Origin of the sequence: Microtetraspora niveoalba (assembly GCF_001570405.1) — a bacterium.
Taxonomy (GTDB): domain Bacteria; phylum Actinomycetota; class Actinomycetes; order Streptosporangiales; family Streptosporangiaceae; genus Microtetraspora; species Microtetraspora niveoalba.
Window position 1 is genome coordinate 111273 of the sequence record NZ_BBYM01000022.1, and the last position, 25246, is coordinate 136518.

A 25246-nucleotide genomic window follows, 5' to 3' on the forward strand; every position below is an offset into this window, starting at 1 on the left:
ATTCGTGATGTTTTAACTGTGAATGGGAGGCAACTTTCCTCTCCCTTTGCGCGTCTTTGACGTAGGCGCGCCCCAATCCCGGGGGCGCGTTCGCAACGGGGAGAGGAAAGAACCCTCATGGTGAAACGCACCACCGCCGCGCTGGCGGCGGCCGTCCTGGGCGTCACGGCGCTCGCGACGGTCACGCCGGCCTTCGCGGATGTACCGGACACCTCCAGCAGCCCGGAGGTCACCCAGACGCCCGAGCCCTCCTCCTATCGCGCGGACTCCCAGATCGTGTCGGTCGACGTCACCCCCGGCACGGTCGTCGTCCGCCGGCACGGCTCTGTCCGCGTGACCGCGACGGTCCGGACCAAGGACGTCAAGGACGTCAAGATCGACGTCATCGAGCCCCGCGGCGGCCACGGCCACGGCGGCGGCCACGGTCACTGGGCGGCGAAGAAGGACGACAACCCGGGCGACCGGCACCACGGGCCCAAGTGGGACACGAAGTCGGCGTCCTGGGACTTCGACTGGAGCCACAAGACGGGCACCTGGACGGTGCACGTCGAGGCGCTCGGCTACGACGGCAAGGTCAGGACCGCCGACCGCACCTTCTCGGTGAAGCACGACGACTGGCGCCGCCCGCCGGCGCCGAGGGGGCCCAAGGCCACCCGCATCAGCGGCTTCGACGCCACGCCCGAGCCGGTGAGGAAGGGCCGCACGCTCAACCTCCAGGGCCGCCTCGACGTCGCGCAGTGCTACAGCGACTGGTACTACGACTGGGACGGCTACAACGGCCGCTGGGGCCGGGGTGACGACTGCCGCGAGAGCCGGGGCTACTGGCACGACTGGCACTGGCTCGGCGGCGAGGACATCGACGTGTACTTCCAGCCGCGGGGTTCCCGGGCCTGGAAGTTCGTCCAGACCGTCGAGACCGACGGCTCCGGCCGCTTCTCCACCCGGGTCCGGGCCTTCCAGTCCGGCACCTGGGCCGTGCGCTTCGACGGCGACCGCCGTCTGAAGGGCTCGGAGGCGTCCGACTACGTCAAGGTCGTCGGCTACGGCTGGGGCCACCGCTGACCGATGCGTGAGCCGGGGCGCTGACCCGGGGGTCCGTCCGGATCCCCGGCCACGCCCCGGCCGTTCGCCGGAACACGGCACGACGTCGCGCGCGACGGCACGTACGCCGCCGCGCGTGACGCTCCGCCCGGCTCCCTTCGTGAGGGAGCCGGGCGTCCGTCTTTCCCGGGGACCCGGCCGTGCCGGTCACGCGGGGCCGGTCACGCGGGGCCGGTCAGGCGGGGCCGGGCGGGGGCTCCGGGCACGAGGGTGGAGGCGCGGCCCGGCACGCGGCGGCCAGGGCCGCCTCCTCGCACCTGATCCGCACCACCATCAGAGCCGCGTTGAGCACGGTGAACCCGGCCGCGGTCAGCCACGCGGAGTGGACCAGCGGCAGCGCCGCGCCCTCCACCGCCACGGCCACGTAGTTCGGGTGGCGCAGCCAGGCCGCCCGGTACGGCCCGCGGCGCACCGGCGGCATCCCCGGCACCACGATCACCCGGGTGTTCCACCGCGGGCCGAGCGAGACGACGCACCACCAGCGCAGCCCCTGGGCGGCGAGGACCAGCGCGAGCATCGGCAGGCCGAGCGCCGGGACGAACGGCCGCCCGGCCAGGCGCACCTCGACCAGGCAGGAGACGAGAAGGCCGGTGTGCAGCGCCACCAGGGCCGGATAGTGCGCCCGCCCGCTGACCACGCCGCCCCTGGCCAGGCTCCACCGGGTGTTGCGCCGGGCCACGACGAGCTCGGCGACGCGTTCCGCCGCGACCGCGAGGACGAGCAGGGTGTACCAGCTCACGACGCCGCTACCAGCGCAGCAGGACGAGCTCGGAGCAGAAGCCGGGCCCCATGGCGAGGAGGACGCCCGGCGAGCCGGGGGGAGGCGGGTGCGGCGACGACAACGTGTCCCGCAACACGAACAGCACGGAGGCGGAGGACAGGTTCCCCGCCTCGGCCAGCGAGCGCCAGGTCACGTCCAGCGCGCCGTCCGGCAGGCGGAGGGCGGCGGCGACGGCCTGGAGCACCTTCGGCCCGCCGGGATGGCAGACCCAGGCGGTCACGTCCTCGATCGACAACCCCTGGTCGGACAGGAAGCCCCGCATGTCGTCGGCCAGGTGGGTGCGCACCAGCTCGGGGATGCGCACGTCCAGCACCACCTGGAAGCCGCTGTCGCGGACGTCCCACCCCATCACCCGCTCGGAGGCCGGGTACAGGCGGCTGCGCGTGGCCACGACGGCGGGGCCGGAGCCGGGCCGCTCGTCGCCGCACGCGACGACGGCGGCCGCGCCGTCCCCGAAGAGGCCGCTCGCGATCAGGTTCGCGATCGAGGAGTCGTCGCGCTGGAGGGTCAGGGAACAGAGCTCCACCGTGAGCAGCACGGCCACGTCGCGGGGCGCGCCGCGCAGGTAGTCGTGCAGCCGTGAGATCCCGGCCGCGCCGGCCACGCACCCGAGGCCGAAGACCGGGACCCGCTTGACGTCGGGGCGCAGCCCGAGCCGTCCGGCCATCCTGGCGTCCAGCGACGGCGCGGCCACGCCGGTGGTCGAGGCGACGATGATCATGTCCACGTCGCTCCCGTCCAGGCCGGCCGCCTCGAGGGCGGCGGCCACCGCCTCCGCGCCCAGATCGGCCGCCGCGTCGACGTAGACCTCGTTCGCCGCGCCGAACCCGTCGAGCTTGGCGTACTCCTCGATGGGCAGCGCGAGGTGGCGGTGCCGGACGCGGGTGCTCGTGTGCAGCCGGTCGAGGAGGGGGCGGGCGTCCTCGGGGATCGGGCACAGCTCCGCCAGCCGGTCCGTGATCTCCTCCTGGGCGTACCGGTTCGGGGGAAGGACGCATTGAACGGCGGCGATTCGCGTCATGGGAACCCCCTTACGGAGGGAAGAATAACGCTATTCATCCCTTTTTGCCCGGATCTGGCGGCGTCACTCCTGTCGCCGTCCGCCGCGTGGGGCGGGAGGGGCGGAGCCGGTCCCGCGTGGAGAGCGGGACGGACGGCGCCGCGGGCGTGTGGCACAGTATGGCCGTGACGAACCTGTACATAAGGAACGCGAACGCCGGAGATCTCGACGCCGTCGCCGCGATCGCCCGCGCGACCGGCCAGGGCGAGGAGTGGACCGGAGCGGACCCGGCGTACGTCGGTCACCTGCTCGCCCACGGCCGGGTGGTCGTCGCCGAGCGGCAGGGCGCGGTGACCGGGTTCGGCGCGACCCGCCGCATCGGGGACGGGCCCGGCGCGGTGACCATGTTGTGCGACCTGTTCGTCGATCCCCGCGCGCACGGCCTCGGAGCGGGGAACGCCATGCTGGCGACCCTCTGGCAGGACGCCCCGCGGCGGATGACCTTCAGCAGCCTGCACGCGCACGCGCTGCCGCTGTACACACGATCGGGCCTGGACGCCTGGTGGCCGCTCCTCTACCTGGGCGGCGACGTGCGCGCCCTCCGGCTCCCGGGCGGATGGGCCGTCACCGAGACCTCGCCCGGCGAGGCCGCCGCGCTCGAACTGGGGTGGACCGGCGTCGACAGGTCCGCCGACCACGCCGCCTGGGCCGCCCGTCCCGGCGGACGGGCGGTCCTCGCGTCCCGCGACGGCGTGGTCGCCGCGGCGGCCGCCGTGGCCGGGACCGGGCCGGAGTACGGCATCGCGCACCTGGCCGCCGACCCCGGCGCGGGCGCCGGCGCCGCCAGGGACGCGGTCGTCGCCGTGCTCGCGTCGCTGGACCCGCCCGGAGGCCGGGCCCGGGTCTGCCTGCCCGCCCCCCACGTCGCGACGCGCCCGCTGCTCGCCGCCGGATGGCACAGCGAGGAGATGGACGTCTTCATGGCCACCGACCCCGGCCTGCTCGACCCGCGCCGCTGCGTGCCCTCGCCCGCGCTCGCCTGAGCGGGCCGGTGATGCGGTGGGACGCAGGAATCATCGTCGCCGGGCGGCTGTTGCCGGGGGGGAGACGTCAGGTCATAGGCTTGTGTTCACCGAACGTCCGGGAGGTCCCCCTTGCTGGTTGACTCATTCGGCCGGGTCGCGACAGACCTGCGCGTCTCGCTGACCGACCGGTGCAACCTGCGCTGCGCGTACTGCATGCCGCCCGAGGGGCTGGACTGGCTGCCCAAGCCCGAGCTGCTCACCGCCGACGAGATCGTCCGCCTGGTCGCGATCGGCGTGGAACGGCTCGGCGTCACGGAGGTGCGCTACACCGGGGGCGAGCCGCTGCTCCGCCGGGAGCTGGTGGAGATCGTCGCCGCGACCGCCCGGCTGAGCCCCCGCCCCCAGGTGTCGCTGACCACCAACGGCATCGGCCTGGCCCGGCTCGCCGCCCCGCTGGCGGAGGCCGGGCTCGACCGGGTCAACGTCTCGCTCGACACCCTGGACCGCGACGTGTTCGTCCGGCTCGCGCACCGCGACCGGCTGCCCGACGTCCTCGACGGGCTGGCCGCGGCGGTCCGGGCCGGGCTCACGCCCGTCAAGATCAACAGTGTGCTGATGCGCGGCGTCAACGAACACGAGGCCGTCCCGCTGCTGCGGTTCAGCCTGGAGCACGGCTACGAGCTGCGTTTCATCGAGCAGATGCCCCTGGACGCTCAGCACGGCTGGCGGCGCGAGGACATGATCACCGCCGACGAGATCCTCGGCCTGCTCAACGGTTCCTTCGACCTGGTCGAGGACGAGCCGGGCCGCAGGGGCAGCGCCCCCGCCGAGCTGTTCCTCGTGGACGGCGGCCCGGCCCGGGTGGGCGTGATCGGCTCGGTCACCCGCCCGTTCTGCGGCGCCTGCGACCGCGTCCGGCTCACCGCCGACGGCCAGATCCGCAACTGCCTGTTCGCCACCGAGGAGTCCGACCTCCGCGCGGCCCTGCGGTCCGGCGCGTCCGACGACGACCTCGCGGCCCGCTGGATCGCCGCGGTGGGCGGCAAGAAACCCGGCCACGGCATCGACGACCCGTCCTTCCTCCAGCCGTCCCGGCCCATGTCGGCCATCGGAGGCTAGCCGGCCGTGCCGTACGACGCGGTGATCCTGGCCGGCGGGCGCGCCCGGCGGCTGGGCGGCCTGGACAAGCCGGGAGCGCCGGTCGGCGGACGGTCCCTGATCGAGCGAGTGGCCGGGGCCGTGACCGCGGCCCGGACCCTCGTCGTCGTCGGCCCCCCGCGCCCCGGCCGCGGGCTGGAGCGCGCCGTTCACACGCGGGAGGACCCGCCCGGCTCCGGACCGGTCCCGGCGCTGCGGGCCGGGCTCGCCCTCGTCACCGCGGAGCGGTTCGCCCTGCTCGCCGCCGACCTGCCGTTCCTGGACGAGGGTCACGTGGCGGCGCTCCTCGCCGCCGCGCGCGAGCCGGGCGCTCCCGGCGCCGTGCTGGTGGACGACGAGGGCAACGAGCAGTGGCTCACCGGCGTCTGGCGGACGGAGCCGCTCCGCGAGGCGCTCGCCGGGTACGACGGCCGCTCGCTGCGCGGGCTCCTCGGGCCGCTCGGACCCGTGGCCGTCCGCCTCGGCGCCCGCGCGGACGGGTGCGCCCCGTGGTTCGACTGCGACACGATGGATGATCTCGACCGGGCGCGCCGGAGCCGAGTGACGAGCGAGGAGACCGCATGAACGTGCTGGAGGAATGGACCGCCCTTGTCTGCCGCGAGCTGGGGGTCGACCCCGGGAAGGTGGACCGCAACGCGGTGCTCGACCTGACCCGCGACGTGGCGCACGGCGTGGCCAGGCCCGCCGCGCCGCTCACCGCCTATCTGGTCGGGCTGGCCCAGGGGGCGGGCACGGCCCCCGCGGACGCGCTGGAGCGGCTGTCCGCCATGGCCCGAAACTGGGAGCAGGCGACGACCGAAACCATGAAGGACGCCTGACGGAACGGCCCTGAGGGACGTGGCCGGCGGGACGCTCCACGCGCCCCGCCGCGTTCCCGGGCGCCCTCCTCGTGGCCTGGACGCCACCGTGCGGCGCTCCGCACGCCCCCTGGGGGCAACCTATGCGGTGCCCGCGCACGTCCCTGGGCCCGTCGGCCCCTGGGGCCTCACCGCGGAGCTCGGGAACACGCACGGCCCGCCTCGTACGCGATCCTCCCGCCGGGGCCCCGTGTCACGCCCCTCCGCGCCCCTGAGCGCCGGCGGGATCCCCGCCGAGATGCCCACGGCGGCGGCTGTGGGCGTCCGCGAGGCGGGATATATCGCGATATGCCGCGAAAGCCAGCTAAAACGGGAATGTGTTCGAACTAAATCGAATTCGGAAAAAAAGAAGGGCGGCGCCGGGTGGTTACGGGGGCAAACCACCCGGCGCCGCTTCATCGGCGTTCCGACGGGGGCCCGGAACGCCGGCACCAGCGCTCCGACGGGGGACCAGAGCGCTTGGCTAAACTGTACACCTACAACCCATGGGATGCGTCAAGACTTTGTCACGACCCGATCTCGCGTCGATGCCGTGGTATCTCGCTTTGGTTAGCTTCCGAGGAATCCATGGGTGAGGGTTGACCTTTCCCTCGCTCATTGGCCCCGATCACGGCAAGGTACGGCAAAACCACCGCGCCCGCGACGAACAGCGCCCGCACCGGCCAGGGCGCGGGCACCGCGACGGCGAGCACGAGGCACACGAGGCGGATGGCCATCTTGACCACGTAGCCGATCTCGCGCCGCCGGATGTCCGACGACAGCGAGGGCCTCGCGTCCGTGACCTCGTGCACTGTCCGCTTCCGGTCCCAAAGCTTCACAAACTCCACGGTAGACCCCGCATGGTGCGGGCGCGAAAGCGCCGTCGCGATACGAGCATGAGTCCGAGCGAGAGGGAGGACGTCATGTCGGATCGGACCTATCGGGTGACAGAAATAGTCGGCACTTCGGGGGAGAGCGTCGACCACGCCATCCGCAACGGCATCCGGCGGGCGGCCGAGACGCTGCGGCACCTCGACTGGTTCGAGGTGATCGAGGTACGCGGCCACATCGAGGACGGGGAGGTCGCCCACATCCAGGTCGGGCTGAAGGTCGGCTTCCGCCTGGAGGACGCCTGAGGCGCGGCCGTCGCCGGGACGGCCGCGCCTCAGGGGACGGCGGGCAGGGGGAGCGGCGCTCCCTCGGGTCAGTTCGCCTGGCTGACCGTCGACATGTTGAAGTCGGGCACCCTGATCGCCGGCATGACCGTGCGGGTGAAGTAGTCGTTCCACTCGCGCGGCAGGGTCTGCTCGCTCCGCCCGACCTCGGTCAGCCGGCCGAGCAGGTCGACCGGTGACTCGTTGAACCGGAAGTTGTTGACCTCGCCGACGACCTCGCCGTTCTCCACGAGGTAGACGCCGTCCCTGGTCAGGCCGGTGAGCAGCAGCGACTGCGGGTCCACCTCGCGGATGTACCACAGGCAGGTGAGCAGCAGCCCGCGCTCCGTGCCGGCGACCATCTCCTCCACCGAGCGGCCGCCGTCCGGACCCGTCATGATCAGGTTGTCGATCGACGGGGTGACCGCGAGGCCGGTCAGTTCGGCGGAGTGCCGGGTCTGCACCAGGTTGGCCAGGCTTCCCCCGGAGATCCAGTCCGTCGCGCCGAGGGCCAGGCCGTTGTCGAAGACCGACTGCTCCCGGTTCGACGCGTGCGCGACGACGAACGGCGCGCACGCGATGCCCGGGTGGGCCGGGTCGCTGTAGAGGCGCACCGGGGTGTCCGAGAGGCGCTCTCCGACCCGCGTGCCGCCGCCCGGCTTGGAGAAGACCGTGCGGCCGTCGCCCGCGTCCCTCGCCCCGGCCGCCCAGTAGAGGCAGATCATCAGGTCGGAGACCGCGCTCGGCGGCAGGATCGTCTCGTACCGCCCGGCCGGGAGGTCCACCCGCCGCTTGGCCCAGTCGAGCCGCCGGGCGAGCGCCGCGTCGAGTGCGGCCACGTCCACGTCCGAGAAGTCGCGGGTCGCCACGCCCGTCCACGCCGAGCGCGACATGTCGGCCGACTTGGCGTTGAGCTCCAGCCGTCCCGTCGGCTGGTCGTGGCGGGCCCGCAGCCCGCGCGACGTCCCGGCGAAGGTGGAGGTCACGATGTGCTCGGCGAAGCCGTACAGCCGCCTGCCGGAGGACTCGGCCGCCGCGAACGACTCGCCGAGCGCGGGCGCGAAGTCGCGGAAGACCTCGATGGTGGTCGGCTCGACGCCGCGGTCCCAGTCGCCCGCGGAGGCGCCCTCCGGCAGCGGCCGGGCGTCCTCCGACGGCTGGGCGTCCCGGGCCGCCCGATCGGCCGCGGCCACCACGTCGGCGAGCTGGTCGGGACGCACTGCGGCCCGGGAGACCACGCCCGCGCTCTGCCCCACGATCGAGATCACGGTCAGTCGCGACGACCGCGCCACGCCGTTGGTGGTGAGGGTGTTGCCGGCGAAGCGCAGGTTCGCCGTCGACCCCTCCTCCACGATCACCACGCAGTCGTCGGCGCGGCTGAGCGCGAGGGCGCGCTCGACCGTCTCCTGGGGAGTGCCCATGCGCTCGTTCACTTGCCGCCCTCCTGCACCGTGTTGAGGACCCGAACGCCCCGCAGCAGCGCCGACGGCGTGCCGTGGCTGACCGGGGCGACCTGCCCCGGCTGGCCCTTCCCGCAGTTGAAGGCGCCGCCGAGGACGTACGTCTGCGGCCCGCCGACGGCCTCCATCGACCGCCAGAAGTCCGTCGTGGTCGCCTGGTAGGCCACGTCGCGGAGCTGTCCCGCCAGCCGGCCGTTCTCGATCTTGTAGAAGCGCTGGCCGGTGAACTGGAAGTTGTACCGCTGCATGTCGATCGACCAGCTCTTGTCGCCGACGATGTAGATCCCGCGGTCGATCCGGGAGATCAGCTCCTCGGTCGAGGGGCCGCCCTCGGCCGGCTGGAGGGACACGTTGGCCATCCGCTGCATCGGCACGTGGCCGGGGGAGTCGGCGAACGCGCACCCGTTGGAGCGCCCGAGGCCCTTCAGCAGGGCCATCCTCCGGTCGAGCTGGTAGCCCACCAGCACGCCGTCGCGCACGATGTCGAACGACTGCCCCTCGACGCCCTCGTCGTCCCAGCCGACCGTCGCCAGGCCGTGCTCGGCGGTGCGGTCGCCCACGACGTTCATGACCGGCGAGCCGTACTCCAGGGTGCCCAGACGGTCGAACGTGGCGAACGAGGTGCCGGCGTACGCCGCCTCGTAGCCGAGCGCCCGGTCCAGCTCCGTCGCGTGGCCGATCGACTCGTGGATGGTCAGCCACAGGTTCGACGGGTCGATCACCAGGTCGTACCGCCCCGCCTCGACCGAGGGCGCCTTCAGCTTCTCGGTGAGCAGGTCGGGGATCTCGGCCAGCTCGGCGGGGAAGTCCCATCCGGTGCCGGTGAGGTACTCGAAGCCGCGGCCGACCGGCGGCGCCAGCGTGCGCATGTCGTCGAACCGGTCGCCGTCGGTCCGCATCGCGGTCAGCTCCGGATGCAGGCGCACCCGCTGCTGCGTGGTCACCGTCCCCGCCATGTCGGCGTAGAACTTCTGCTCCTTGACCTGCATCAGCGAGGCGGAGACGTGGTCGACCCGGCCGAGCAGGCCCGAGGACCAGCCCGCCAGCAGCTCGACCTTGTCGCGCAGCGGCACGTCGAACGGGTCCACGTCGTACGCGGACACCCAGGTGACGTCGGCGTGCACCGGCTCGGGCGCCAGCTCGACGGGCTCGCGGTTGATCGGGGCGCTGACCTCCGCCACCCGCACGGCCTCCTCGGCGGCGCGGACCGCGGCCTCGGGCGTCAGCTCGACGCCGGAGGCGAACCCCCATGTGCCATCCTTGATCACACGTACGGCGAAGCCGAGGTCGTCGGCGTCCATGGCGCCCTGGAGGCGGGCGTCGAAGAGGCTCAGGGTCTCCGAACGCACCCGCTCCAGACGGAACGCCGCGTGCTCGGCGCCCAGGTCACGGGCGCGCTGCAGAGCCGCGTCCGCCAGCCGCCGGAGCGGCAGGGCGAGAAAATCGGGATCGATCTGGCGCATGTCCACGATCCTAACCCTGTGATCTTGTGCCCTGCGGACAAGTGGATTACCCCTCGGTAGCCGATAGCGTCCCGTGCATGGCTCGTTCTGTTCTCGTCACCGGCGGCAACCGCGGCATCGGTCTCGCCATCGCCCGCCAACTCGCCGCCGCGGGCGACGCCGTCGCCGTCACCTACCGCTCGGGGGAGCCCCCGCAGGGGCTGTTCGGCGTCCGCTGCGACGTGACCAACTCGGCGGACGTCGACGCCGCCTTCGAGAAGGCCGAGGCCGAGCACGGCCCGGTGGAGGTCGTGGTCGCCAACGCCGGGATCACCAAGGACACGCTGCTGCCGTTGATGAAGGAAGAGGCCTTCACCGACGTCATCGACACCAACCTCACCGGCGCGTACCGGGTCGCGAAGCGGGCGGTGCGGCCGATGCTGCGGCTCAAGCGCGGCCGGATCGTGCTGATCTCCTCGGTCGTCGCCCTGTCCGGGTCGGCCGGCCAGACCAACTACGCCGCGTCGAAGGCCGGACTGATCGGGTTCGGCCGGTCGCTGGCCAGGGAGCTCGCCTCCCGCGGCATCACCGTCAACGTCGTCGCGCCCGGGTTCGTCGAGACCGACATGACCGCCGTGCTCGACGACGCCCAGCAGGAGGCGATCCGCAAGAGCATCCCGCTCGGGCGGCAGGCGAGCGCCGACGAGATCGCCAAGGTCGTGGCCTTCCTGGCGAGCGACGACGCCTCCTACATCACCGGCGCGGTCATCCCCGTGGACGGCGGCCTCGGAATGGGCCACTGACCATCTGGAAGCATCCCGGAAGGCATTCCGGCACGGACGAGAACGGGTGGCCGAGGGCCACCGGGAACTGGAGCTGACACATGGGTCTGCTGGACGGCAAACGCCTGCTGGTCACCGGCGTCCTCACCGACTCCTCGATCGCCTACAGCGTGGCGAAGCTCGCTCAGGAGGAGGGCGCGACCATCGTGCTGACCGGCTTCGGCCGCCTCAGCCTCGTCGAGCGCATCGCCAGGAGGCTGCCCGAGCCCCCGCCGGTGATCGAGCTGGACGTGCAGAACACCGAGCACCTCGACACGCTCGCCGACCGGGTGGGCGAGCATCTGGGCGGGCTGGACGGCGTCGTCCACTCCATCGGGTTCGCGCCGCAGACCTGCCTGGGCGGCAACTTCCTCAACACGAGCTGGGAGGACGTGGCGACCGCCGTCCACGTCTCCACCTACTCCTTCAAGTCGCTCGCCGTCGCGTGCCTGCCGCTGATGAAGGACGGCGGCGCCGTCGTCGGCCTCGACTTCGACGCCAGCAAGGCGTGGCCCGTCTACGACTGGATGGGCGTGGCCAAGGCCGGTCTGGAGTCCTGCTCCCGCTATCTCGCCCGCGACCTCGGCAAGCACGGCATCCGGGTCAACCTGGTGGCCGCCGGGCCGCTGCGCACCATGGCCGCCAAGAGCATCCCCGGCTTCCAGGAGTTCGAGGAGAGCTGGCCGGAGAAGGCGCCCCTCGGCTGGGACCTGACCGACACCGAGCCCGCCGCCCGCGCCTGCCTCGCCCTGCTCTCCGACTGGTTCCCCGCCACCACCGGGGAGATCGTGCACGTCGACGGCGGCGTGCACGCGATGGGGGGCTGATCCCCCTGCCGCGCCGCGCCTCCGGCGCGGTGACACGCCGGTTGTCCGGCCCCTGACGCCCGCGCCGCCGCACTCGTCGTGCGGCGGCGCAGTCGGCGTTCAGGCCCGGCGTCCGTGCCGTTCCCGGGCCCGCCACTCGGGCCGTTCCTCCGGCCGTCTCCAGGCCGTTCAGGGCCGTCGCCGAACCGTTCGGCCCGGCACCCGTGCCGTCCCTCCGGTCCGCTTCCTCAGGCCATGCGGTGGCGGCCCGGCGAGCCGGAGAGCCGGATGCCCTCGAAGGGCATCGACTCGGGCGGGTTCGCGCGGGCGCGGCGCGCCGACACCACGCGGGTGGCGAGCACCGCCGACAGCAGCAGCGCCGCGGTCAGCGCCGTCTCCAGCCCGTTGTTCGACCGCCGCGCCGGGATCGCCGCGCCCTTCATGTGCGTGGCGAGCCCCGGAACGTACTGCCCCGGCCAGAGCAGCGGGATGCCGACGTCGTCCGGGTCGACCGCGATGTCGATCGGGCGGATCGGCCTGCCCCCGTCGATCAGGTTCGGCCGGTTCTCCGGCGGGCGGGTGGGTTCGGTCGGCAGGGTGCCGTCCCCGTTCTCACCGCGGACCGCGCCCGCCTCGTTCTCGTCCGCCGCGCCCTCGCGGGTGGGCTTCGCCGTCCCGCCGGTTCTGTCGCAGCGGTCGTCGCGGGCCGCCGTGAGGCACCCGTCCTCCACCGTCCGCGTCAGCCCGCCGGTCAGGTCCACCGCGTCCCCCACCGCGCCGCCGACACCGCTCACGACCTCTCCGACGGCGCCGCCGGCACCGCCCACCGCGTCGCCGACGCCTCCCACGACGCCGCCGAGCCCGCCTCCGGACGCCCCGCCGCCCGCGCCGCCCAGCGTGTCGCCCACGCCCTTCACCGTGCCGCCCAGCGTGTCCGCGACCCCGCCGACGGTGCCTCCCAGGGTGTCGGTCACACCGCCGACCGTGTCGCCCAGCGTGCCCGTCACCCCTCCCACGGTGTCGCCGAGCGTGCGGGTCACGCCGCCCACGGTGTTCCCGAGGCCGCCGCCGAGCCCGCCCACCGTGTCGGTCACGCCGCCGACGGTCGTGCTCAGCGTGCCCGTCACGCCGTTCACGGTCTTGCCGAGGGTGTCGGTAACGCCGTTGACCGTGCCGTTCACCGTCCCGGTCAGTCCGCCGACCGCCGTGTCGACCGCCTTGCCGATCCCTGACGTCGCGCCGCCGGTCGCCGTGTCCAGCGTGCCCGTCACGCCGTGGACCACGGAGCACAGGCCGTCGGTCACGCCGGACAGGACCCCGCCGCCCGTGCAGTCGGCCGCCTGCGCGGGCTCGGCCGCCAGCAGTGGGACTCCCACGGTGAGGGCAACCGCCAGCGCCCCCGCAGAGATCGCGGACGTATGACGTCCGATCTCCATATGCTCCCCTTCCCGAAACCAGGACTCGTCGTTCGCCCGCTCGTCGGTCGCGTCCGGGCCGGCCTCCCACCCGGCCGCCGCTGCCCCGCGCGGCGGCTCTGTCCCGGCGTCGCCGTACCGTGGACGCGGGCCGCATGTGAGCGGGATGGGCGGCATATGTCGGACGCTCCCTACGGCTCCCACTCTTTTCCTAAGCGCCCTGATTTTTCGCCGAAAGTTGCGATTCGGTATCGACGCGTGATACGCGAGAAGAACTCTCGTTCTTTCGGCCGGTCCCGTCACACGAAGGCGGGCACGCGCGCCGCGCCGCGATGTGGGGGCCGCGTCAGGAGTCGGAGACGTCGTCCAGGGCCTCGCGGATCTCCCGAGGAAGGGTGAGCGTCTCGGCCTCCAGGACCCCGAGGAGCTGGGCGTGCGTACGCGCCCCGACCACGGCGGCCGACACGCCCGGCCGGTCCCTGACCCACGAGAGGGCCACCGCGAGCGGCGAGACGCCGAGGCCGTCGGCCGCCGTCGCCACCGACTCGACGATCCTGCGGCAGCGTTCGTCCAGGTACGGCCGGACGAACTCGGCGAAGTGCGGCGTCGCGGCGCGGGAGTCGGCGGGGATGCCCGTCCGGTACTTGCCGGTCAGCACGCCCCGCCCGAGGGGCGACCAGGCGAGGAAACCCGCGCCGACGTGCGCGGCTGCGGGGAGCAGCTCCTGCTCGGGCTCCCGCGCGAGCAGGGAGTACTCCGCCTGGGCGCACACGATGGGGGCGCGGGAGTCGCCGGAGCGCTGCCACACCGCCGCGGCGGCGAGCTGCCACCCGGCGTAGTCGCACACCCCGGCGTACGCGGTGCGTCCCGTGGACACGGCGAGGTCGACGGCGGCGAGCGTCTCCTCGAGGGGGACGTCGGGGTCGAAGGCGTGGAGCTGCCACAGGTCCACCTCCTCCAGCCCGAGCCGGGTCAGGGAGGCGTCCAGGGCCCGGATGAGGTGCCTGCGTGACGCGTCGCGCCTGCCGCCGGCCGTCAGCACCGCCTTGGTGGAGATCACCAGCTCGTCGCGCCGGACCACGTCGCGCAGCAGCCGGCCGATCAGCAGCTCGGCGTCGCCGCCGCCGTAGACGTCGGCCGTGTCGATCAGCGTGCCCCCGGCCTCGACGAACGCGGTGAGCTGCGCGGTCGCCTCCTCGGCCCCGGTGTCGCGGGCCCAGGTCATCGTGCCGAGCCCCACCCGGGACACCGAGAGACCGCTGCGCCCGACAAGTCGCTGATCCATTGTGAGGCAAGGTTATCGTGTCGGACCGTTTAGGCTGGCCCATCGTGGACTCTCTCCAGGCCATCGTGCTGGGCATCGTGCAGGGGCTGACCGAATTCCTGCCGATCTCCAGCTCCGCGCATCTGCTGATCGTGCCGAAGCTGCTGGGGTGGTCCGATCCCGGCGCCGCCTTCACCGCGGTGATCCAGCTCGGCACCATGCTGGCGGTGCTGATCTACTTCTGGCGCGACATCGTGCGGATCCTGTGGACCTGGCTGCGCAGCCTGTGGACCCCCGACCTGCGCGGCCACCTGGACGCCCGGATGGGCTGGTACATCGGCCTCGGGACCGTTCCCATCGGCGTCGCCGGCCTGCTGTTCAAGGACGCGATCGAGGGTCCCGCGCGCAACCTCTGGCTGAACGCGAGCATGCTCATCGTCTTCGGCCTGCTGCTGCTCGCCGCGGACCAGATGGGCAGGAAGAAGAAGGAGGTCGCCGACCTCGGCCTGCGCGACGGCCTGATCATCGGCGCCTGGCAGATGTTGCCGCTGGTCCCCGGCGCGTCCCGGTCCGGGTCCACCATGACCGGCGCCATGTTCCTCGGCTACACCCGCGAGGCGGCCGCGCGCTACTCCTTCCTGCTGTCGATCCCCGCGGTGGTCCTGTCCGGCCTGTTCGAGCTGCGGAACATCGGCGACGGGGGAGGCGTTCCGGCGGTGCCGACCGCGATCGCGACCGTCGTCTCGTTCGTCGTCGGGTACGCCTCGATCGCCTGGCTGTTGCGTTACGTCGCCAAGCACTCGACCATCGTGTTCGTGGTCTATCGGGTGTTCGCCGGCGCCTTCCTGCTCACGCTCCTCTCGCTGGGGGTGATCGCCTCATGACGACGCTCCTGCTCCTGCGGCACGGCCTCACGGCGATGACGGGGCCGGTGCTCGCCGGCTGGACGCCCGGCGTCCACCTCGACGAGCGCGGGCGCGAGCAGGCCGAGGCCCTGGCCGCCCGGCTCGCGCCGCTCGACCTCGACGCCGTCGTGTCCAGCCCGCTCGATCGCTGCCAGGAGACGGCGCGGGCCGTGGCGCTGCGCCAGGAGCGCTCCCGAACGGTCCAGACCGACGACCGCTTCGGCGAGTGCGGCTACGGCGACTGGACCGGGCGGCCGATCGAGGAACTGGCCCGCGAGCCGCTCTGGCAGGTCGTCCAGGCCCACCCCAGCGCCGCGGTCTTCCCCGGCGGCGAGGCGCTGGCCGACACGCAGAGCCGGGCCGTGCGGGCGGTGCGCGAGTGGAACGACCGGCTCGGCGAGAAGGCGACGTACGCGGTCTGCACCCACGGCGACGTGATCAAGGCGATCGTCGCCGACGCGCTGGGGCTGCACCTGGACCAGTTCCAGCGGATCACCGCCTACCCCGCCTCGCTCACCGTCATCCGCTACACCCCCTTGCGCCCCTTCCTGCTCAGGCTGAACGACATCGGCGGCGACGTGACCGACCTGGTCCCTCCCAGCGAGGTTCCGGAGGACAACGCCGGGGGAGAAAACATCACCGGGAGCGATGCCGCCGTCGGCGGCGGAGCCGGGACCGCGTAAGGTCGGGTTATGCCGGTCTTCGACTACGATCCGCCTGACAGGTTCGTGGCCGGTGCCGTCGGGCAACCGGGAGCACGGGCCTTCTTCCTGCAGGCCCGCGGCCAGGGCAGGGTCACCACGGTCGCGCTTGAGAAGTTCCAGGTCGCCGTGCTCGCCGACCGGCTCGACGAGTTGCTCGACGAGGTGCTGCGCCGCACCGGCGGCCGCGCGCCCGTCCCCGCCGCCGCTCCCGCCGAGCTCGCCGACGACGCCCCGCTCGACCTGCCGATCGACGAGGACTTCCGGGTGGGCACCATGGCGCTCGCCTGGGATCCGGAGACCTCGCAGGTGATCATCGAGGCGCAGGAGGCCACGGCCGCCGACGACGAGGACGAGATGTTCGACGACACCGGGCTCGAGCCCGCGGTCCTGCGGGTGCGGATCAGCCCCGCCGCCGCCCGCGCCTTCAGCCGCAGAGCCCTCGACCTCGTCGCCGCCGGCCGCCCGCCGTGCCCGCTCTGCGGCCAGCCCCTGGAGCCCGAGGGGCACATCTGCGTCCGCCTCAACGGTCACCACCCCGGGGGAACGACGGCGTGAGCGAGCGAAGCGACGGGCCGGGCGGCGCGTCCGGCGGAGTCCCGGACAGCGCCCCCGCCGGTGGCACGGACGGCTTCCCGGGCGGCCTGCCGGGTGGCTTCTCGTACGGCTTCTCGCGCGGGGAGGCCGGATGACGGCGGAGAGCGATCCGGCCGTCGGAGTGGAGGGCGTCGCCGGACTGGACGACGCCACGGCGCTCCGCCTGCTGCGCGAGGGCGCCCTCGACGTGGCGGGCCGCCTGGTCGAGGCCACGAACATGACGCTCTACTGCTCGGTGCGCCTGGACGATCTCGTCGCCGCCTGCGTCTACAAGCCGGTACGCGGCGAGCGGCCCCTCTGGGACTTCCCCGACGGCACGCTGGCCGCCCGCGAGGTCGCGGCCTACGAGGTGGCGGCGGCCACCGGCTGGCGGATCGTCCCCCCGACGGTCTACCGCGACGGCCCCTTCGGCCCCGGCATGGTCCAGCTCTGGATCGACACCGCCCCCGACGTCGACCTCCTGGCGCTGATCCGCGGACGGACCCCCGGCCTGCGCCGCGTGGCCGTCTTCGACGCCGTCGTCAACAACGCCGACCGCAAGGGCGGGCACCTGCTCCCGCTCGCCGACGGGCACGTCTACGGCGTCGACCACGGGGTCTGCTTCTCCGCGGAGGACAAGCTGCGCACCGTGCTGTGGCAGTGGCGCGGCAAGCCGCTCTCCCGCGAGGCCGTCTCCGTCCTGGCGCGTCTGGAACGCGAGATCGACCGGGGCCGCCTGGGACGCCGGCTGCGCGAGCTCCTCACCCAGGCCGAGGTGGAGGCCACCTGGCAGCGGGTGCGGCGGCTGCTCGACGCCGGCGTACATCCCCATCCGTCCGAGGACTGGCCGGCGGTGCCGTGGCCGCCGATCTGAGCCCCGTGGCAGACTTGCGCAAATCGTTCGAAGCCATGCACTCTGCATGCGTCTCTACCAATTCTGGAGGGAACCGGCATTGTGCACGGTGATCGTGAGTGTGGACCCCGAGGCCCGGGTGCCGGTGCTCCTCGCGGGGGTCCGGGACGAGTTCGTGTCGCGTCCGTGGATGTCCCCGGCACGCTACTGGCCCGGCCATCCCGGCCTGATCGGCGGGCGTGACCTGCGGGCGGGCGGCACCTGGCTGGCCGTCGACCCGGCGAACCGGCGGGTGGCCGCGCTGCTGAACGGACGGGGGACGCCGGCGCCGGAGGAGGCCCGGCGCTCCCGAGGCGATCTGCCGCTCCGGGCGGCGGCCGCGGGCGAGCTGCCCCGGATCGATCTCGCCTCCTACGACCCCTTCCACCTCGTCGTCGGCGGTCTCGACGGCGTACGGCTGTGGAGCTGGGACGGCGAGCGGGTGGCGGAGGACAAGCTGCCCGCCGGCATCCACATGATCGTCAACAGCGGCTGGGAGCGCGGCGACGACGACCCGCGCGTCGCCCTGTTCCGGCCGAAGTTCGCCGCGGCCCCGCGCCCCGCACGCATGGGTTCCGGCTCTCCCGGCAGGTTCTGGGGCGACTGGATCCCCCTCGCGTCGGGGGACGGCCTGCCGCTGGACGACTCCCGGGCCCTGGTGTTCCGGCAGGTCCTCGGCGACGGCCGGATCTTCGCGTCCCTGTCGGTCACCCTGGTGGCCCTGGCGGACGAGGGCGTGCGGTACGACTTCTGCCCCCTCCCCGGGGACGTCACGGCCTGGCATCAGGTCGAGACGGACTGACCGCGCGGCCGGTCCGGGACCGGGGTGAGCGTATGGGTGATATGTCGGATAACGGCCCGGGTGATCCGAGCTCTCCGCGGCGCGGATAGGCTCGGTTCATGCGATCGTGGTCTGCTCCGAACATCCCCACCCTGCCCGGTTCGGGTCTCCCTCTGCGCCTGTACGACACCGCCGCGCGGGAGGCCCGCGCGACCAGGCCGGAGGGCGAGGCCAGGCTGTACGTCTGCGGCATCACTCCCTACGACGCCACCCATCTGGGGCACGCCAACACCTATCTCGCGTTCGACCTGGTCAACCGGGCCTGGCGGGACGCCGGCCACGAGGTCCACTACACCCAGAACGCCACCGACGTGGACGATCCGCTGCTGGAACGCGCCGAGGCGACGGGGGTCGACTGGCAGGAGCTGGCCGAGCGCGAGATCGAGCTCTTCCGCACGGACATGGAGGCGCTGCGGATCGTCCCGCCGCGCGAGTACGTCGGTGTGACCGAGGTCGTCGACCAGGTCGCCGAGCTGATCGCCAGGCTCGGTGAGCGGGGCGCCACCTACCGCCTCGACGACGACGTCTACTTCTCGGTCGCGGCGGCGCCCAAGTTCGGCGCGGTGTCGGGCTACTCCGAGGAGCGGATGCTCGAACTGTTCGGCGAGCGCGGCGGCGACCCCGGCCGCGAGGGCAAGCGGCACCCCCTCGACTGGCTGCTGTGGCGCGGCCACCGGCCGGGCGAGCCGTCGTGGCCCTCGCCGTTCGGCCCGGGCCGTCCCGGCTGGCACGTGGAGTGCACGGCGATCGCGCTGGCGAACCTCGGCACCGGGTTCGACGTCGCGGGCGGCGGCTCCGACCTGATCTTCCCCCACCACGAGATGGGCGCCTGCGAGGGGCACGTCGCCACCGGCGAGTGGCCCTTCGCCCGCGCGTACGTCCACGCCGGGATGGTCGCGCTCGACGGCGAGAAGATGTCCAAGTCGAGGGGCAACCTCGTCTTCGTCTCGCGGCTGCGGCAGACCGCCGAACCCATGGCCGTACGGCTCGCGCTGCTCGACCGGCACTACCGGGCCGACTGGGAGTGGACGCCGGAGCAGCTCGCGGAGTCCGAGGCCCGGCTGGCCCGGTGGCGCGCGGCCGTCGCCCGCCCGTCGGGCCCGGACGGACGGGCCGTGCTCGACGAGGTGAGGGAGCGGATCGCCGACGACCTGGACGCGCCGGGGGCGCTGCGGGTGATCGACCGGTGGGCCGCCGGGGAGGGGACGGACACCGCGGCTCCGGCGCTCGTCCGGGACGTCGCCGACGCGCTTCTCGGGGTCGCCCTCTGATCGTCGCCCGCCGTCCGGGGGCGTGCGGCCGAGGCCGTCGTACCCCGGAGGCCGGTCCGCTCGTCGCCCCGTGAGCGTGCTCCGGGGCGACGAGGGTCAGCCGATTCTCAAGATTTTCACAGGCGCGCCTCAAGCTTGGCTGGTTCCGTGAGGGGTGCTATAGCGTTGCTCCGACGCCGGGGGCTCTGGGTGTGAGCCGGCTCACAGGGGAGACACGGTGCGTGTTCGATTCCGCCGATGGGCCGGCACGGTCGCCGGTGCGACGGTTCTGGGCCTGGTCCTGATCGCCTGCTCGCTCGGCGGCGGCCCGTCCAGCCGGGCGGTCTCCCGGACGGAGGTCACCGCCACCGAGGCCGCCGCGACCTCGTCCACCTGGCCGGTCTTCGGCTTCACGCACACGCAGTACACGGCCGACTATGGCCAGCGGCAGGCGCTCAGGACGGTCCACAACGCGATCGCCGAGAAGCGCATCCTGCAGAACCAGCACATCATGGGCTTCGGCGCGCTCAACCCCGAGCCGAGCCCCGGCGCGTACGACTTCGCCAGCCTCGACGCCCGCGTGGACCTCATCCGCAAGACGCGCGGCATCCCCGTCATCACGCTCTGCTGCGCGCCCGACTGGATGAAGGGCGGCACGGCGGGCCGCACCGACTGGAGCCGCCTGGAGGTGGCGCCGCGTCCCGAGCACTACCAGGACTTCGCCGACCTCGCCGCGCGGGTCGCCCGGAGATATCCCGACGTCACCCACTTCATCGTGTGGAACGAGCTCAAGGGCTTCTTCGACGAGGACAGGCACCGGTGGAACTACGAGGGTTACACCGACATGTACAACCGGGTCTACCGGGCGCTCAAGGACGTCAACCCCAAGATCAAGGTGGGCGGGCCGTACCCGGCGCTGGGCGGGTTCGACGCGCCGTCGGAGGTGCACGGCGACTGGGGCAACGTGGACCAGCGCGTCCTGGACGCCCTGAAGTACTGGTTCAAGCACAACAAGGGCGCGGACTTCGTCGTCGTGGACGGGACGTCCGAGAGCGACAAGGGGATGGTCCCCGACGAGTTCGGCGCGCTGCGGAAGTTCTCCGCCGTGAACGCGTGGCTGCGCCGGCACACGGACCTGCCGATCTGGTGGGCCGAGTGGTACGCGGAGCCGGCCCGCTCCGGCTGGCCGGACGACAAGCGGCTCGCGGTCCACGCCGCCGCGATGATGGAGTTCGCCCGCACGAGGACCGCGGCCGCCCTCTACTGGAGCCGCCAGGAGGAGGGCGAGGCGTGTCCCGAGGGCTGCCTCTGGACGAACCCGCGCACCGCCGGCGGGGGGAAGCCGACCGGGATGCTCCGCCTCCTGCAGGAGTTCGCCCGCTCGTTCCCCCAGGGCACCAAGATCGTGCCGGTCTCCGTCTCGCCCGCGTCCGTACGCGCGCTCGCCCAGGCGGAGAGAATCGTGGTCGTGAACACCAAGGATGAATCGGTCAAAGCGACGATAGACGGAAAAGTCCTCGATCTCGCGCCTTATGAGGTGCGCTGGATTTCCCGCGTGTGATAACCCGTTCAGGTAGCATTTTTGGGCATGAGCGACCACAATTGGCCTTCCGTTGCGGCCGTCATCTGCACCCGCGGTGACCGCGCCGCCTTTCTGCGGGAGGCGGTCGAGTCGATCGTCGCCCAGGATTATCCGGGCCGTGTCAGCGTCATGGTGGTCTTCGACCGCGCCGAGCCCGACGAGAGCCTCACCGAACTGGGCGCCGGCCCCGAGCGCGAGGTGCGGGTCATGCTCAGCGACCGCCGCGCCGGGCTGCCCGCCAGCCGGAACGCGGGCATCCTCGCCACCGACTCCGACCTGGTCGGCTTCTGCGACGACGACGACGCGTGGCTGCCCGGCAAGCTCACCAGCCAGGTGACCGCCCTGCTGAAGCGCCCCCGCGCGCTGTTCGCCTCCTGCGGCGCGGTCACGACGTACGACGGATGGTCCGCCGAGTGCATGTGGCCCAAGCCGCAGATCGCGCACGCCGACCTGCTCATGTCCCGGGTGAAGGAGGCGAACGCCGACTCCTTCCTCGCCTACCGCAGCGCGCTGCTCGGCCCGGTCGGGCTGTTCTCCGAGGAGATCCCCGGCGGTTTCGCCGAGGACTACGAGATGCTGCTGCGCGCCGCGCGGCACTCGCCCATCGTGTACGCGCACGAGGTGGGGGTCCGGGTCCGCGGCCACGGGCGGACGTCCCACTTCACCGGGAACTGGGAGACCATCGCCACGGCCAACGAATGGCTGCTCGCCGCCTATCCCGAGTTCCGCACCGAGCGCCGCGGCTTCGCCCGTATCGCGGGGCAGATCAGCCTCGCCTGGGGCATGCTCGGCCGGCGCGGGGCGGCGCTGCGCTGGGCGTGGCGCGCGTTCCTGGCCAGCCCGCTGGAGATCAGGTCGTACGTGGTCACCGCGCTGGCCGTGCGCGCGGTGAGCCGCTCCTGGGTCCAGCGCCGGCTCAACGCCGCCGGGGCGACTTCCTAGACGGGCGCGGCCTTCCTGGGCGAGAGCGGCCTCCTGGTCCCGGCCGGGAGGCCGCTTTCAGTGCACGCTGTCCGCGAGCCGGGCGATGCCGTCGATCAGGGGCGGGATCGCCCCGATGTGGCCGGCCGCCCGCACCGGCCGCACCCGACGGAGCTGGGTGCGCAGCCACTTCTCCGCCGGGGCCACGCGCAGCCGCGTCGAGCCGTACCCGTCGCCGATGCAGGACCGGGTGTACGCGAAGGGGTCCTGCCCCCGGTACGGGTCGACGGTGACGCAGCCGTAGGCGTACCCGGCGGCGCGAACCGCGTCGAGCACCCGCGCGTCGGCGAAGCCGTAGGGGTAGCAGATGCCGTCCGCGGGCTGGCCGGTGATCTCGCGCAGGATCTCGCGGCTGCGGGTCAGCTCGTCCGCCAGGCCCCGGTCGTCGAGAGTGGTCAGCGCGGTGTGGGTCAGGCCGTGCGAGGCGATCTCCATCCCGGCGTCGGACGCCTCGCGGAGATGGTCGGCGCTCATCAGTTCCTTGCGCGGCCCCGGCTCGTCCCATTTGTTGTACTGGCTGAGCAGGCCCGACACGATGTACAGGCTCGCGGTGAAGTCGTACCGCCGGAGAACGGGGAGCGCGTGCTCCATGAAATCGGCGTAACCGTCGTCGAAGGTGAGGGCGATCATTCCGCTCGGGTCATCGGCGGAGAGCAGTTCCCGCATCGTCACGCCGCGCTTGTCCTGCTTGTAGATCCATCTGATCTGCGATTCGAAATTCTCGGGAGTGACAGTCAGGGTGTAGGGATCGTACGTGTAGTGATCGATTGAGTGGTACATCCAGATCGCAGGCACTCAAGAAGTCTAGAGAATTCATTTACGGTCCCTTCGGGTTCGTGATGGCATCGTGACGTATCCGCGTGGTGGCGAATGCCGCACCTTCCCGCAAACCACATGAATAACGGATCCCGCTGCTACGATCGCGGCCATGAGCGAAGAGCGCCCGCCTTCTGTGGCGGCCGTGATCTGCACACGCGGCGACCGCGCCGCGCTCCTGCGCGAGGCGGTGGAGTCGATCGTCGCCCAGGATTATCCGGGCCGGATCACCGTCATGGTGGTCCACGATCGCGTGACGCCCGACGAGAGCCTCACCGAGCTGGGCGCCGGCCCCGAGCGCGAGGTGCGGGTCATGCTCAGCGACCGCCGGGCGGGGCTGCCCGCCAGCCGGAACGCGGGCATCCTCGCCACCGACTCCGACCTGGTCGGCTTCTGCGACGACGACGACGCATGGCTGCCCGGCAAGCTGTCCGCGCAGGTCGCCGAGCTGGCGCGGCGGCCCGACGCGGGCTCGGCGGCCTGCGGGGCCGTCTCCATCCACGACGGCTGGACCAGCGAGTGCGTCTGGGGCCGGCCGGAGATCACGTTCGCCGACCTGCTGCGCTCCCGGGTGAAGGAGGCGCCGCCGTCCTCGTTCCTGATGCGGCGCGACGTGCTGCTCGGCCCGGTCGGGCTGTTCTCCGAGGAGATCCCCGGCGGGTTCGCCGAGGACTACGAGATGCTGCTGCGGCTGGCCGAGCAAGCTCCCGTGGCGTACGTGCGCGAGGTGGGGGTGCGGGTGACGGTGCACGGGCGCACCTCGCACTTCACCGGCAACTGGGCGGTCATCGCCGAGGCGCTGGAGTGGCTGCTGGAGCGGTATCCCGCGTTCGCGGGGGTGCGCCGGGGCCACGCGCGGCTCGCCGGGCAGATCGCGCTGTCGAAGGGCATGCTGGGGCAGCGGCGCGAGGCGCTGCGCTGGGCGTCGCGGGCGTTCCGCGCCAGCCCGCTGGAGGTCCGCTCCTACGTCGTCGCGGCGATGGCGCTGCACGCGGTGAGCCGCTCCTGGGTGCTCGCCCGGCTCGCCGCCGCCGGGGCCACGAGCTGACCCGGAGGCGACACTTCCGTTCCCCATGGCTGCGGGCTGACCGCCCGGCCACACTTCCGTTCCCCGGGCCGCCCGGCTGACCGGGCGGCGACATCTTCGTCACTCGGTGCGGGTCTTCACCTCGCCACGCGGGGAGTCACCCAGAGGCGGCCGGTGTCCCACCACGCGTCCGGGATCTCGCGGGCCGGGTCACCCGGCCGCGCCGCCCCCGGCGCCTTCGCCGCTTTCACCGCGCGGCTTCCCCGCGGCGGTGCCGCGCAGGTTCCCGTAGCGCCGCAGCACCCGGTCGGCGACGCCGTACAGCCGGGGCCGGTCGAGCACGTACTGCTTCGCGGCGCGGACGGGGGAGTGCCTGACCCAGTGCAGCGCGGCTCCGGCCGAACGGCGGCGGACACATCCCTCCGCCACCATGTGGCCGCTGGTGCGCAGGTTCTGCTTGTAGTCGTCGCCCTTGCTGACGCTCCAGTCCATCTGGGTGATCCCGTCCTGGGCGGCGGCCTTCGCCATCAGCAGGTGCTGGACGAGCCCGGGGGAGTACTTGGAGTATTCCGCGTCGTAGGCGGGGAACCAGCCGGCGAGCAGCGGGCCCGAGCGCAGGCCGATGTGCCCGGCCACGGGCACGTCCCCGGCGTACAGCATGGTCAGCAGGCCCGCGCAGCCCGGAGCCCGGCTGGCGTGCAGCCGCTCGACCAGCTCCACCACCCACGGCTGCCCGAACCGGTCGGGCCGGCCGATGCGGCGGTACTGGCTCGACTTCCACGCCATCAGCGTCCGCAGGTCGCCGGTGTCGGCGCTGTGCAGCTCCACCCGCAGCGGGCCGACGTCGCGCCCGAGCTTGCGCTCGCGGTAGAGGCCCATCTTGAGCGTCCGGGGGGCGTTGGCCTTCACCTTGGCCAGGTAGTCGTCGTACCCGCCGCCCACGTCGATGAGCACGGACTCCGCCTCGATCGCGGCGTACGGGGCGAACCACGGCTGGCCGCCGACCAGGAACTCGAACTCCCACACGGCCAGCCCGCAGCCGCGGAGCAGGCGCGCCGCGTCCAGTTCCGCGCCCGGCCGGTGGACGACGCCCTGGGCCAGCGAGACCCATCCGGCGATCGGCTTTCCCACCCCCAGCGGATGTCTTTCGAAGGGAAAGAAGCCGATTGTCTGGTTTCCGTCGGAGAGCACCGCGACGAACGCGTCGTCCCGCACATCCCCGACGGCGACGGTGAATTCCGGGGACAGGAACGGGCTGGCCAAATGCGGTTGCGCCTCCTGCATCGACCGCCATTCCGCCTGTTCGCCGGGGCCGAGCTCATTCGGGCGGATGACCGAGATCTGCATGAGATCCTTTCGCGGCGGGGGGAACGCCCATTCTAGGGTGACGGAATGCCGCGATGTGGGATCCT

The 25246-nt window shown here is 72.7% G+C and carries 27 protein-coding genes; 18 read left to right on the top strand and 9 right to left on the bottom strand.

Annotated elements, in window-relative coordinates; translation table 11 throughout:
* The first annotated feature begins 117 nt into the window (after nt 1-117).
* On the top strand, nt 118-1062 hold the full coding sequence (locus AWQ70_RS22705; RefSeq protein ID WP_067179317.1) for a hypothetical protein: 945 nt from the start codon (nt 118-120) through the stop codon (nt 1060-1062).
* Nucleotides 1063-1276: 214 nt separating this feature from the next.
* Here the strand turns inward: AWQ70_RS22705 and AWQ70_RS22710 are convergent, their stop codons facing one another.
* Together AWQ70_RS22710 and AWQ70_RS22715 are read right to left on the bottom strand one after the other, a co-directional pair.
* Nucleotides 1277-1840, bottom strand: coding sequence for an isoprenylcysteine carboxyl methyltransferase family protein (locus AWQ70_RS22710; RefSeq protein WP_067179319.1), 564 nt, complete (start codon nt 1838-1840; stop codon nt 1277-1279).
* 7 nt (nt 1841-1847) lie between these two features.
* On the bottom strand, nt 1848-2903 hold the full coding sequence (locus AWQ70_RS22715; RefSeq protein ID WP_067179321.1) for a type III polyketide synthase: 1056 nt from the start codon (nt 2901-2903) through the stop codon (nt 1848-1850).
* A 164-nt stretch (nt 2904-3067) separates the two neighbouring features.
* On the opposite strand from AWQ70_RS22715, the gene AWQ70_RS22720 reads away from it, so the two are divergent.
* The 4 genes from AWQ70_RS22720 (at nt 3068) to AWQ70_RS22735 (ending at nt 5883) form a co-directional block, all read left to right on the top strand.
* Complete coding sequence (locus AWQ70_RS22720; RefSeq protein ID WP_169808721.1) at nt 3068-3925, top strand: GNAT family N-acetyltransferase; 858 nt, start codon at nt 3068-3070, stop codon at nt 3923-3925.
* A gap of 111 nt (nt 3926-4036) precedes the next feature.
* Nucleotides 4037-5026: a GTP 3',8-cyclase MoaA gene (gene moaA / locus AWQ70_RS22725; protein WP_067179325.1), complete on the top strand. Its 990-nt coding sequence runs from the start codon at nt 4037-4039 to the stop codon at nt 5024-5026.
* A 6-nt stretch (nt 5027-5032) separates the two neighbouring features.
* Nucleotides 5033-5629 (top strand): molybdenum cofactor guanylyltransferase, encoded by a 597-nt coding sequence (mobA, locus tag AWQ70_RS22730; RefSeq protein ID WP_067179327.1) that lies wholly within the window; start codon nt 5033-5035, stop codon nt 5627-5629.
* Complete coding sequence (locus tag AWQ70_RS22735) at nt 5626-5883, top strand: DUF6457 domain-containing protein (RefSeq protein WP_067179329.1); 258 nt, start codon at nt 5626-5628, stop codon at nt 5881-5883. The genes mobA and AWQ70_RS22735 overlap by 4 nt, the downstream gene beginning before the upstream one ends.
* Nucleotides 5884-6428: 545 nt before the next feature.
* On the opposite strand, the gene AWQ70_RS22740 is transcribed toward AWQ70_RS22735, so the two are convergent.
* Complete coding sequence (locus AWQ70_RS22740) at nt 6429-6740, bottom strand: DUF3099 domain-containing protein (protein ID WP_067179407.1); 312 nt, start codon at nt 6738-6740, stop codon at nt 6429-6431.
* A gap of 84 nt (nt 6741-6824) precedes the next feature.
* On the opposite strand from AWQ70_RS22740, the gene AWQ70_RS22745 reads away from it, so the two are divergent.
* Nucleotides 6825-7037: a dodecin gene (locus AWQ70_RS22745; RefSeq protein WP_067179409.1), complete on the top strand. Its 213-nt coding sequence runs from the start codon at nt 6825-6827 to the stop codon at nt 7035-7037.
* 68 nt (nt 7038-7105) lie between these two features.
* Here the strand turns inward: AWQ70_RS22745 and AWQ70_RS22750 are convergent, their stop codons facing one another.
* Together AWQ70_RS22750 and AWQ70_RS22755 are read right to left on the bottom strand one after the other, a co-directional pair.
* On the bottom strand, nt 7106-8476 hold the full coding sequence (locus tag AWQ70_RS22750; RefSeq protein ID WP_157530257.1) for a metallopeptidase TldD-related protein: 1371 nt from the start codon (nt 8474-8476) through the stop codon (nt 7106-7108).
* Between the two features lie 8 nt (nt 8477-8484).
* Entirely contained in the window at nt 8485-9978 is a 1494-nt protein-coding gene (locus tag AWQ70_RS22755) for a TldD/PmbA family protein (protein ID WP_067179333.1), read from the bottom strand.
* Nucleotides 9979-10055: 77 nt separating this feature from the next.
* On the opposite strand from AWQ70_RS22755, the gene AWQ70_RS22760 reads away from it, so the two are divergent.
* Nucleotides 10056-10760 (top strand): beta-ketoacyl-ACP reductase, encoded by a 705-nt coding sequence (locus tag AWQ70_RS22760; RefSeq protein ID WP_067179335.1) that lies wholly within the window; start codon nt 10056-10058, stop codon nt 10758-10760.
* Between the two features lie 80 nt (nt 10761-10840).
* Nucleotides 10841-11605 carry an enoyl-ACP reductase FabI gene (fabI, locus tag AWQ70_RS22765; protein WP_067179337.1) on the top strand — a complete coding sequence of 255 codons (765 nt, stop codon included), beginning with the start codon at nt 10841-10843 and terminating at the stop codon, nt 11603-11605.
* A gap of 227 nt (nt 11606-11832) precedes the next feature.
* Here the strand turns inward: fabI and AWQ70_RS22770 are convergent, their stop codons facing one another.
* Both AWQ70_RS22770 and AWQ70_RS22775 read right to left on the bottom strand, forming a co-directional pair.
* Nucleotides 11833-13020 (bottom strand): collagen-like triple helix repeat-containing protein, encoded by a 1188-nt coding sequence (locus AWQ70_RS22770; protein ID WP_067179338.1) that lies wholly within the window; start codon nt 13018-13020, stop codon nt 11833-11835.
* Nucleotides 13021-13345: 325 nt separating this feature from the next.
* Complete coding sequence (locus AWQ70_RS22775; RefSeq protein ID WP_067179340.1) at nt 13346-14284, bottom strand: aldo/keto reductase; 939 nt, start codon at nt 14282-14284, stop codon at nt 13346-13348.
* A 44-nt stretch (nt 14285-14328) separates the two neighbouring features.
* Here AWQ70_RS22775 and AWQ70_RS22780 point away from each other — a divergent pair, with 44 nt between their 5' ends.
* The 9 genes from AWQ70_RS22780 (at nt 14329) to AWQ70_RS22815 (ending at nt 21952) form a co-directional block, all read left to right on the top strand.
* A complete protein-coding gene (locus AWQ70_RS22780) occupies nt 14329-15147 on the top strand; it encodes an undecaprenyl-diphosphate phosphatase (protein ID WP_067179342.1) in 819 nt (272 codons plus the stop codon).
* Nucleotides 15144-15851 (top strand): histidine phosphatase family protein, encoded by a 708-nt coding sequence (locus AWQ70_RS22785; RefSeq protein ID WP_067179344.1) that lies wholly within the window; start codon nt 15144-15146, stop codon nt 15849-15851. Before AWQ70_RS22780 ends, AWQ70_RS22785 begins: the two co-directional genes overlap by 4 nt.
* 9 nt (nt 15852-15860) lie before the next feature.
* Nucleotides 15861-16427, top strand: coding sequence for a DUF3090 domain-containing protein (locus AWQ70_RS22790; protein WP_067179346.1), 567 nt, complete (start codon nt 15861-15863; stop codon nt 16425-16427).
* Complete coding sequence (locus AWQ70_RS39135; RefSeq protein ID WP_157530251.1) at nt 16424-16561, top strand: hypothetical protein; 138 nt, start codon at nt 16424-16426, stop codon at nt 16559-16561. The genes AWQ70_RS22790 and AWQ70_RS39135 overlap by 4 nt, the downstream gene beginning before the upstream one ends.
* Nucleotides 16558-17319 (top strand): SCO1664 family protein, encoded by a 762-nt coding sequence (locus tag AWQ70_RS22795; RefSeq protein WP_067179348.1) that lies wholly within the window; start codon nt 16558-16560, stop codon nt 17317-17319. The genes AWQ70_RS39135 and AWQ70_RS22795 overlap by 4 nt, the downstream gene beginning before the upstream one ends.
* Before the next feature lie 88 nt (nt 17320-17407).
* The gene (locus AWQ70_RS22800; RefSeq protein ID WP_306303413.1) at nt 17408-18139 is read left to right on the top strand and encodes an NRDE family protein; all 732 of its coding nucleotides are present in this window, start codon (nt 17408-17410) and stop codon (nt 18137-18139) included.
* Between the two features lie 98 nt (nt 18140-18237).
* Nucleotides 18238-19449 (top strand): cysteine--1-D-myo-inosityl 2-amino-2-deoxy-alpha-D-glucopyranoside ligase, encoded by a 1212-nt coding sequence (mshC, locus tag AWQ70_RS22805; protein WP_067179352.1) that lies wholly within the window; start codon nt 18238-18240, stop codon nt 19447-19449.
* Between the two features lie 217 nt (nt 19450-19666).
* The gene (locus tag AWQ70_RS22810) at nt 19667-20989 is read left to right on the top strand and encodes a GH39 family glycosyl hydrolase (protein WP_067179354.1); all 1323 of its coding nucleotides are present in this window, start codon (nt 19667-19669) and stop codon (nt 20987-20989) included.
* Nucleotides 20990-21016: 27 nt separating this feature from the next.
* Nucleotides 21017-21952 carry a glycosyltransferase family 2 protein gene (locus AWQ70_RS22815; RefSeq protein ID WP_067179356.1) on the top strand — a complete coding sequence of 312 codons (936 nt, stop codon included), beginning with the start codon at nt 21017-21019 and terminating at the stop codon, nt 21950-21952.
* A 57-nt stretch (nt 21953-22009) separates the two neighbouring features.
* Here AWQ70_RS22815 and AWQ70_RS22820 read toward each other — a convergent pair whose 3' ends face one another.
* A complete protein-coding gene (locus tag AWQ70_RS22820) occupies nt 22010-22786 on the bottom strand; it encodes a polysaccharide deacetylase family protein (RefSeq protein WP_218004616.1) in 777 nt (258 codons plus the stop codon).
* A 133-nt stretch (nt 22787-22919) separates the two neighbouring features.
* Here AWQ70_RS22820 and AWQ70_RS22825 point away from each other — a divergent pair, with 133 nt between their 5' ends.
* Nucleotides 22920-23855 (top strand): glycosyltransferase family 2 protein, encoded by a 936-nt coding sequence (locus AWQ70_RS22825; RefSeq protein ID WP_084517633.1) that lies wholly within the window; start codon nt 22920-22922, stop codon nt 23853-23855.
* A gap of 189 nt (nt 23856-24044) precedes the next feature.
* Here the strand turns inward: AWQ70_RS22825 and AWQ70_RS22830 are convergent, their stop codons facing one another.
* Complete coding sequence (locus AWQ70_RS22830) at nt 24045-25181, bottom strand: GNAT family N-acetyltransferase (RefSeq protein ID WP_067179361.1); 1137 nt, start codon at nt 25179-25181, stop codon at nt 24045-24047.
* Between the last annotated feature and the right edge of the window lie 65 nt (nt 25182-25246).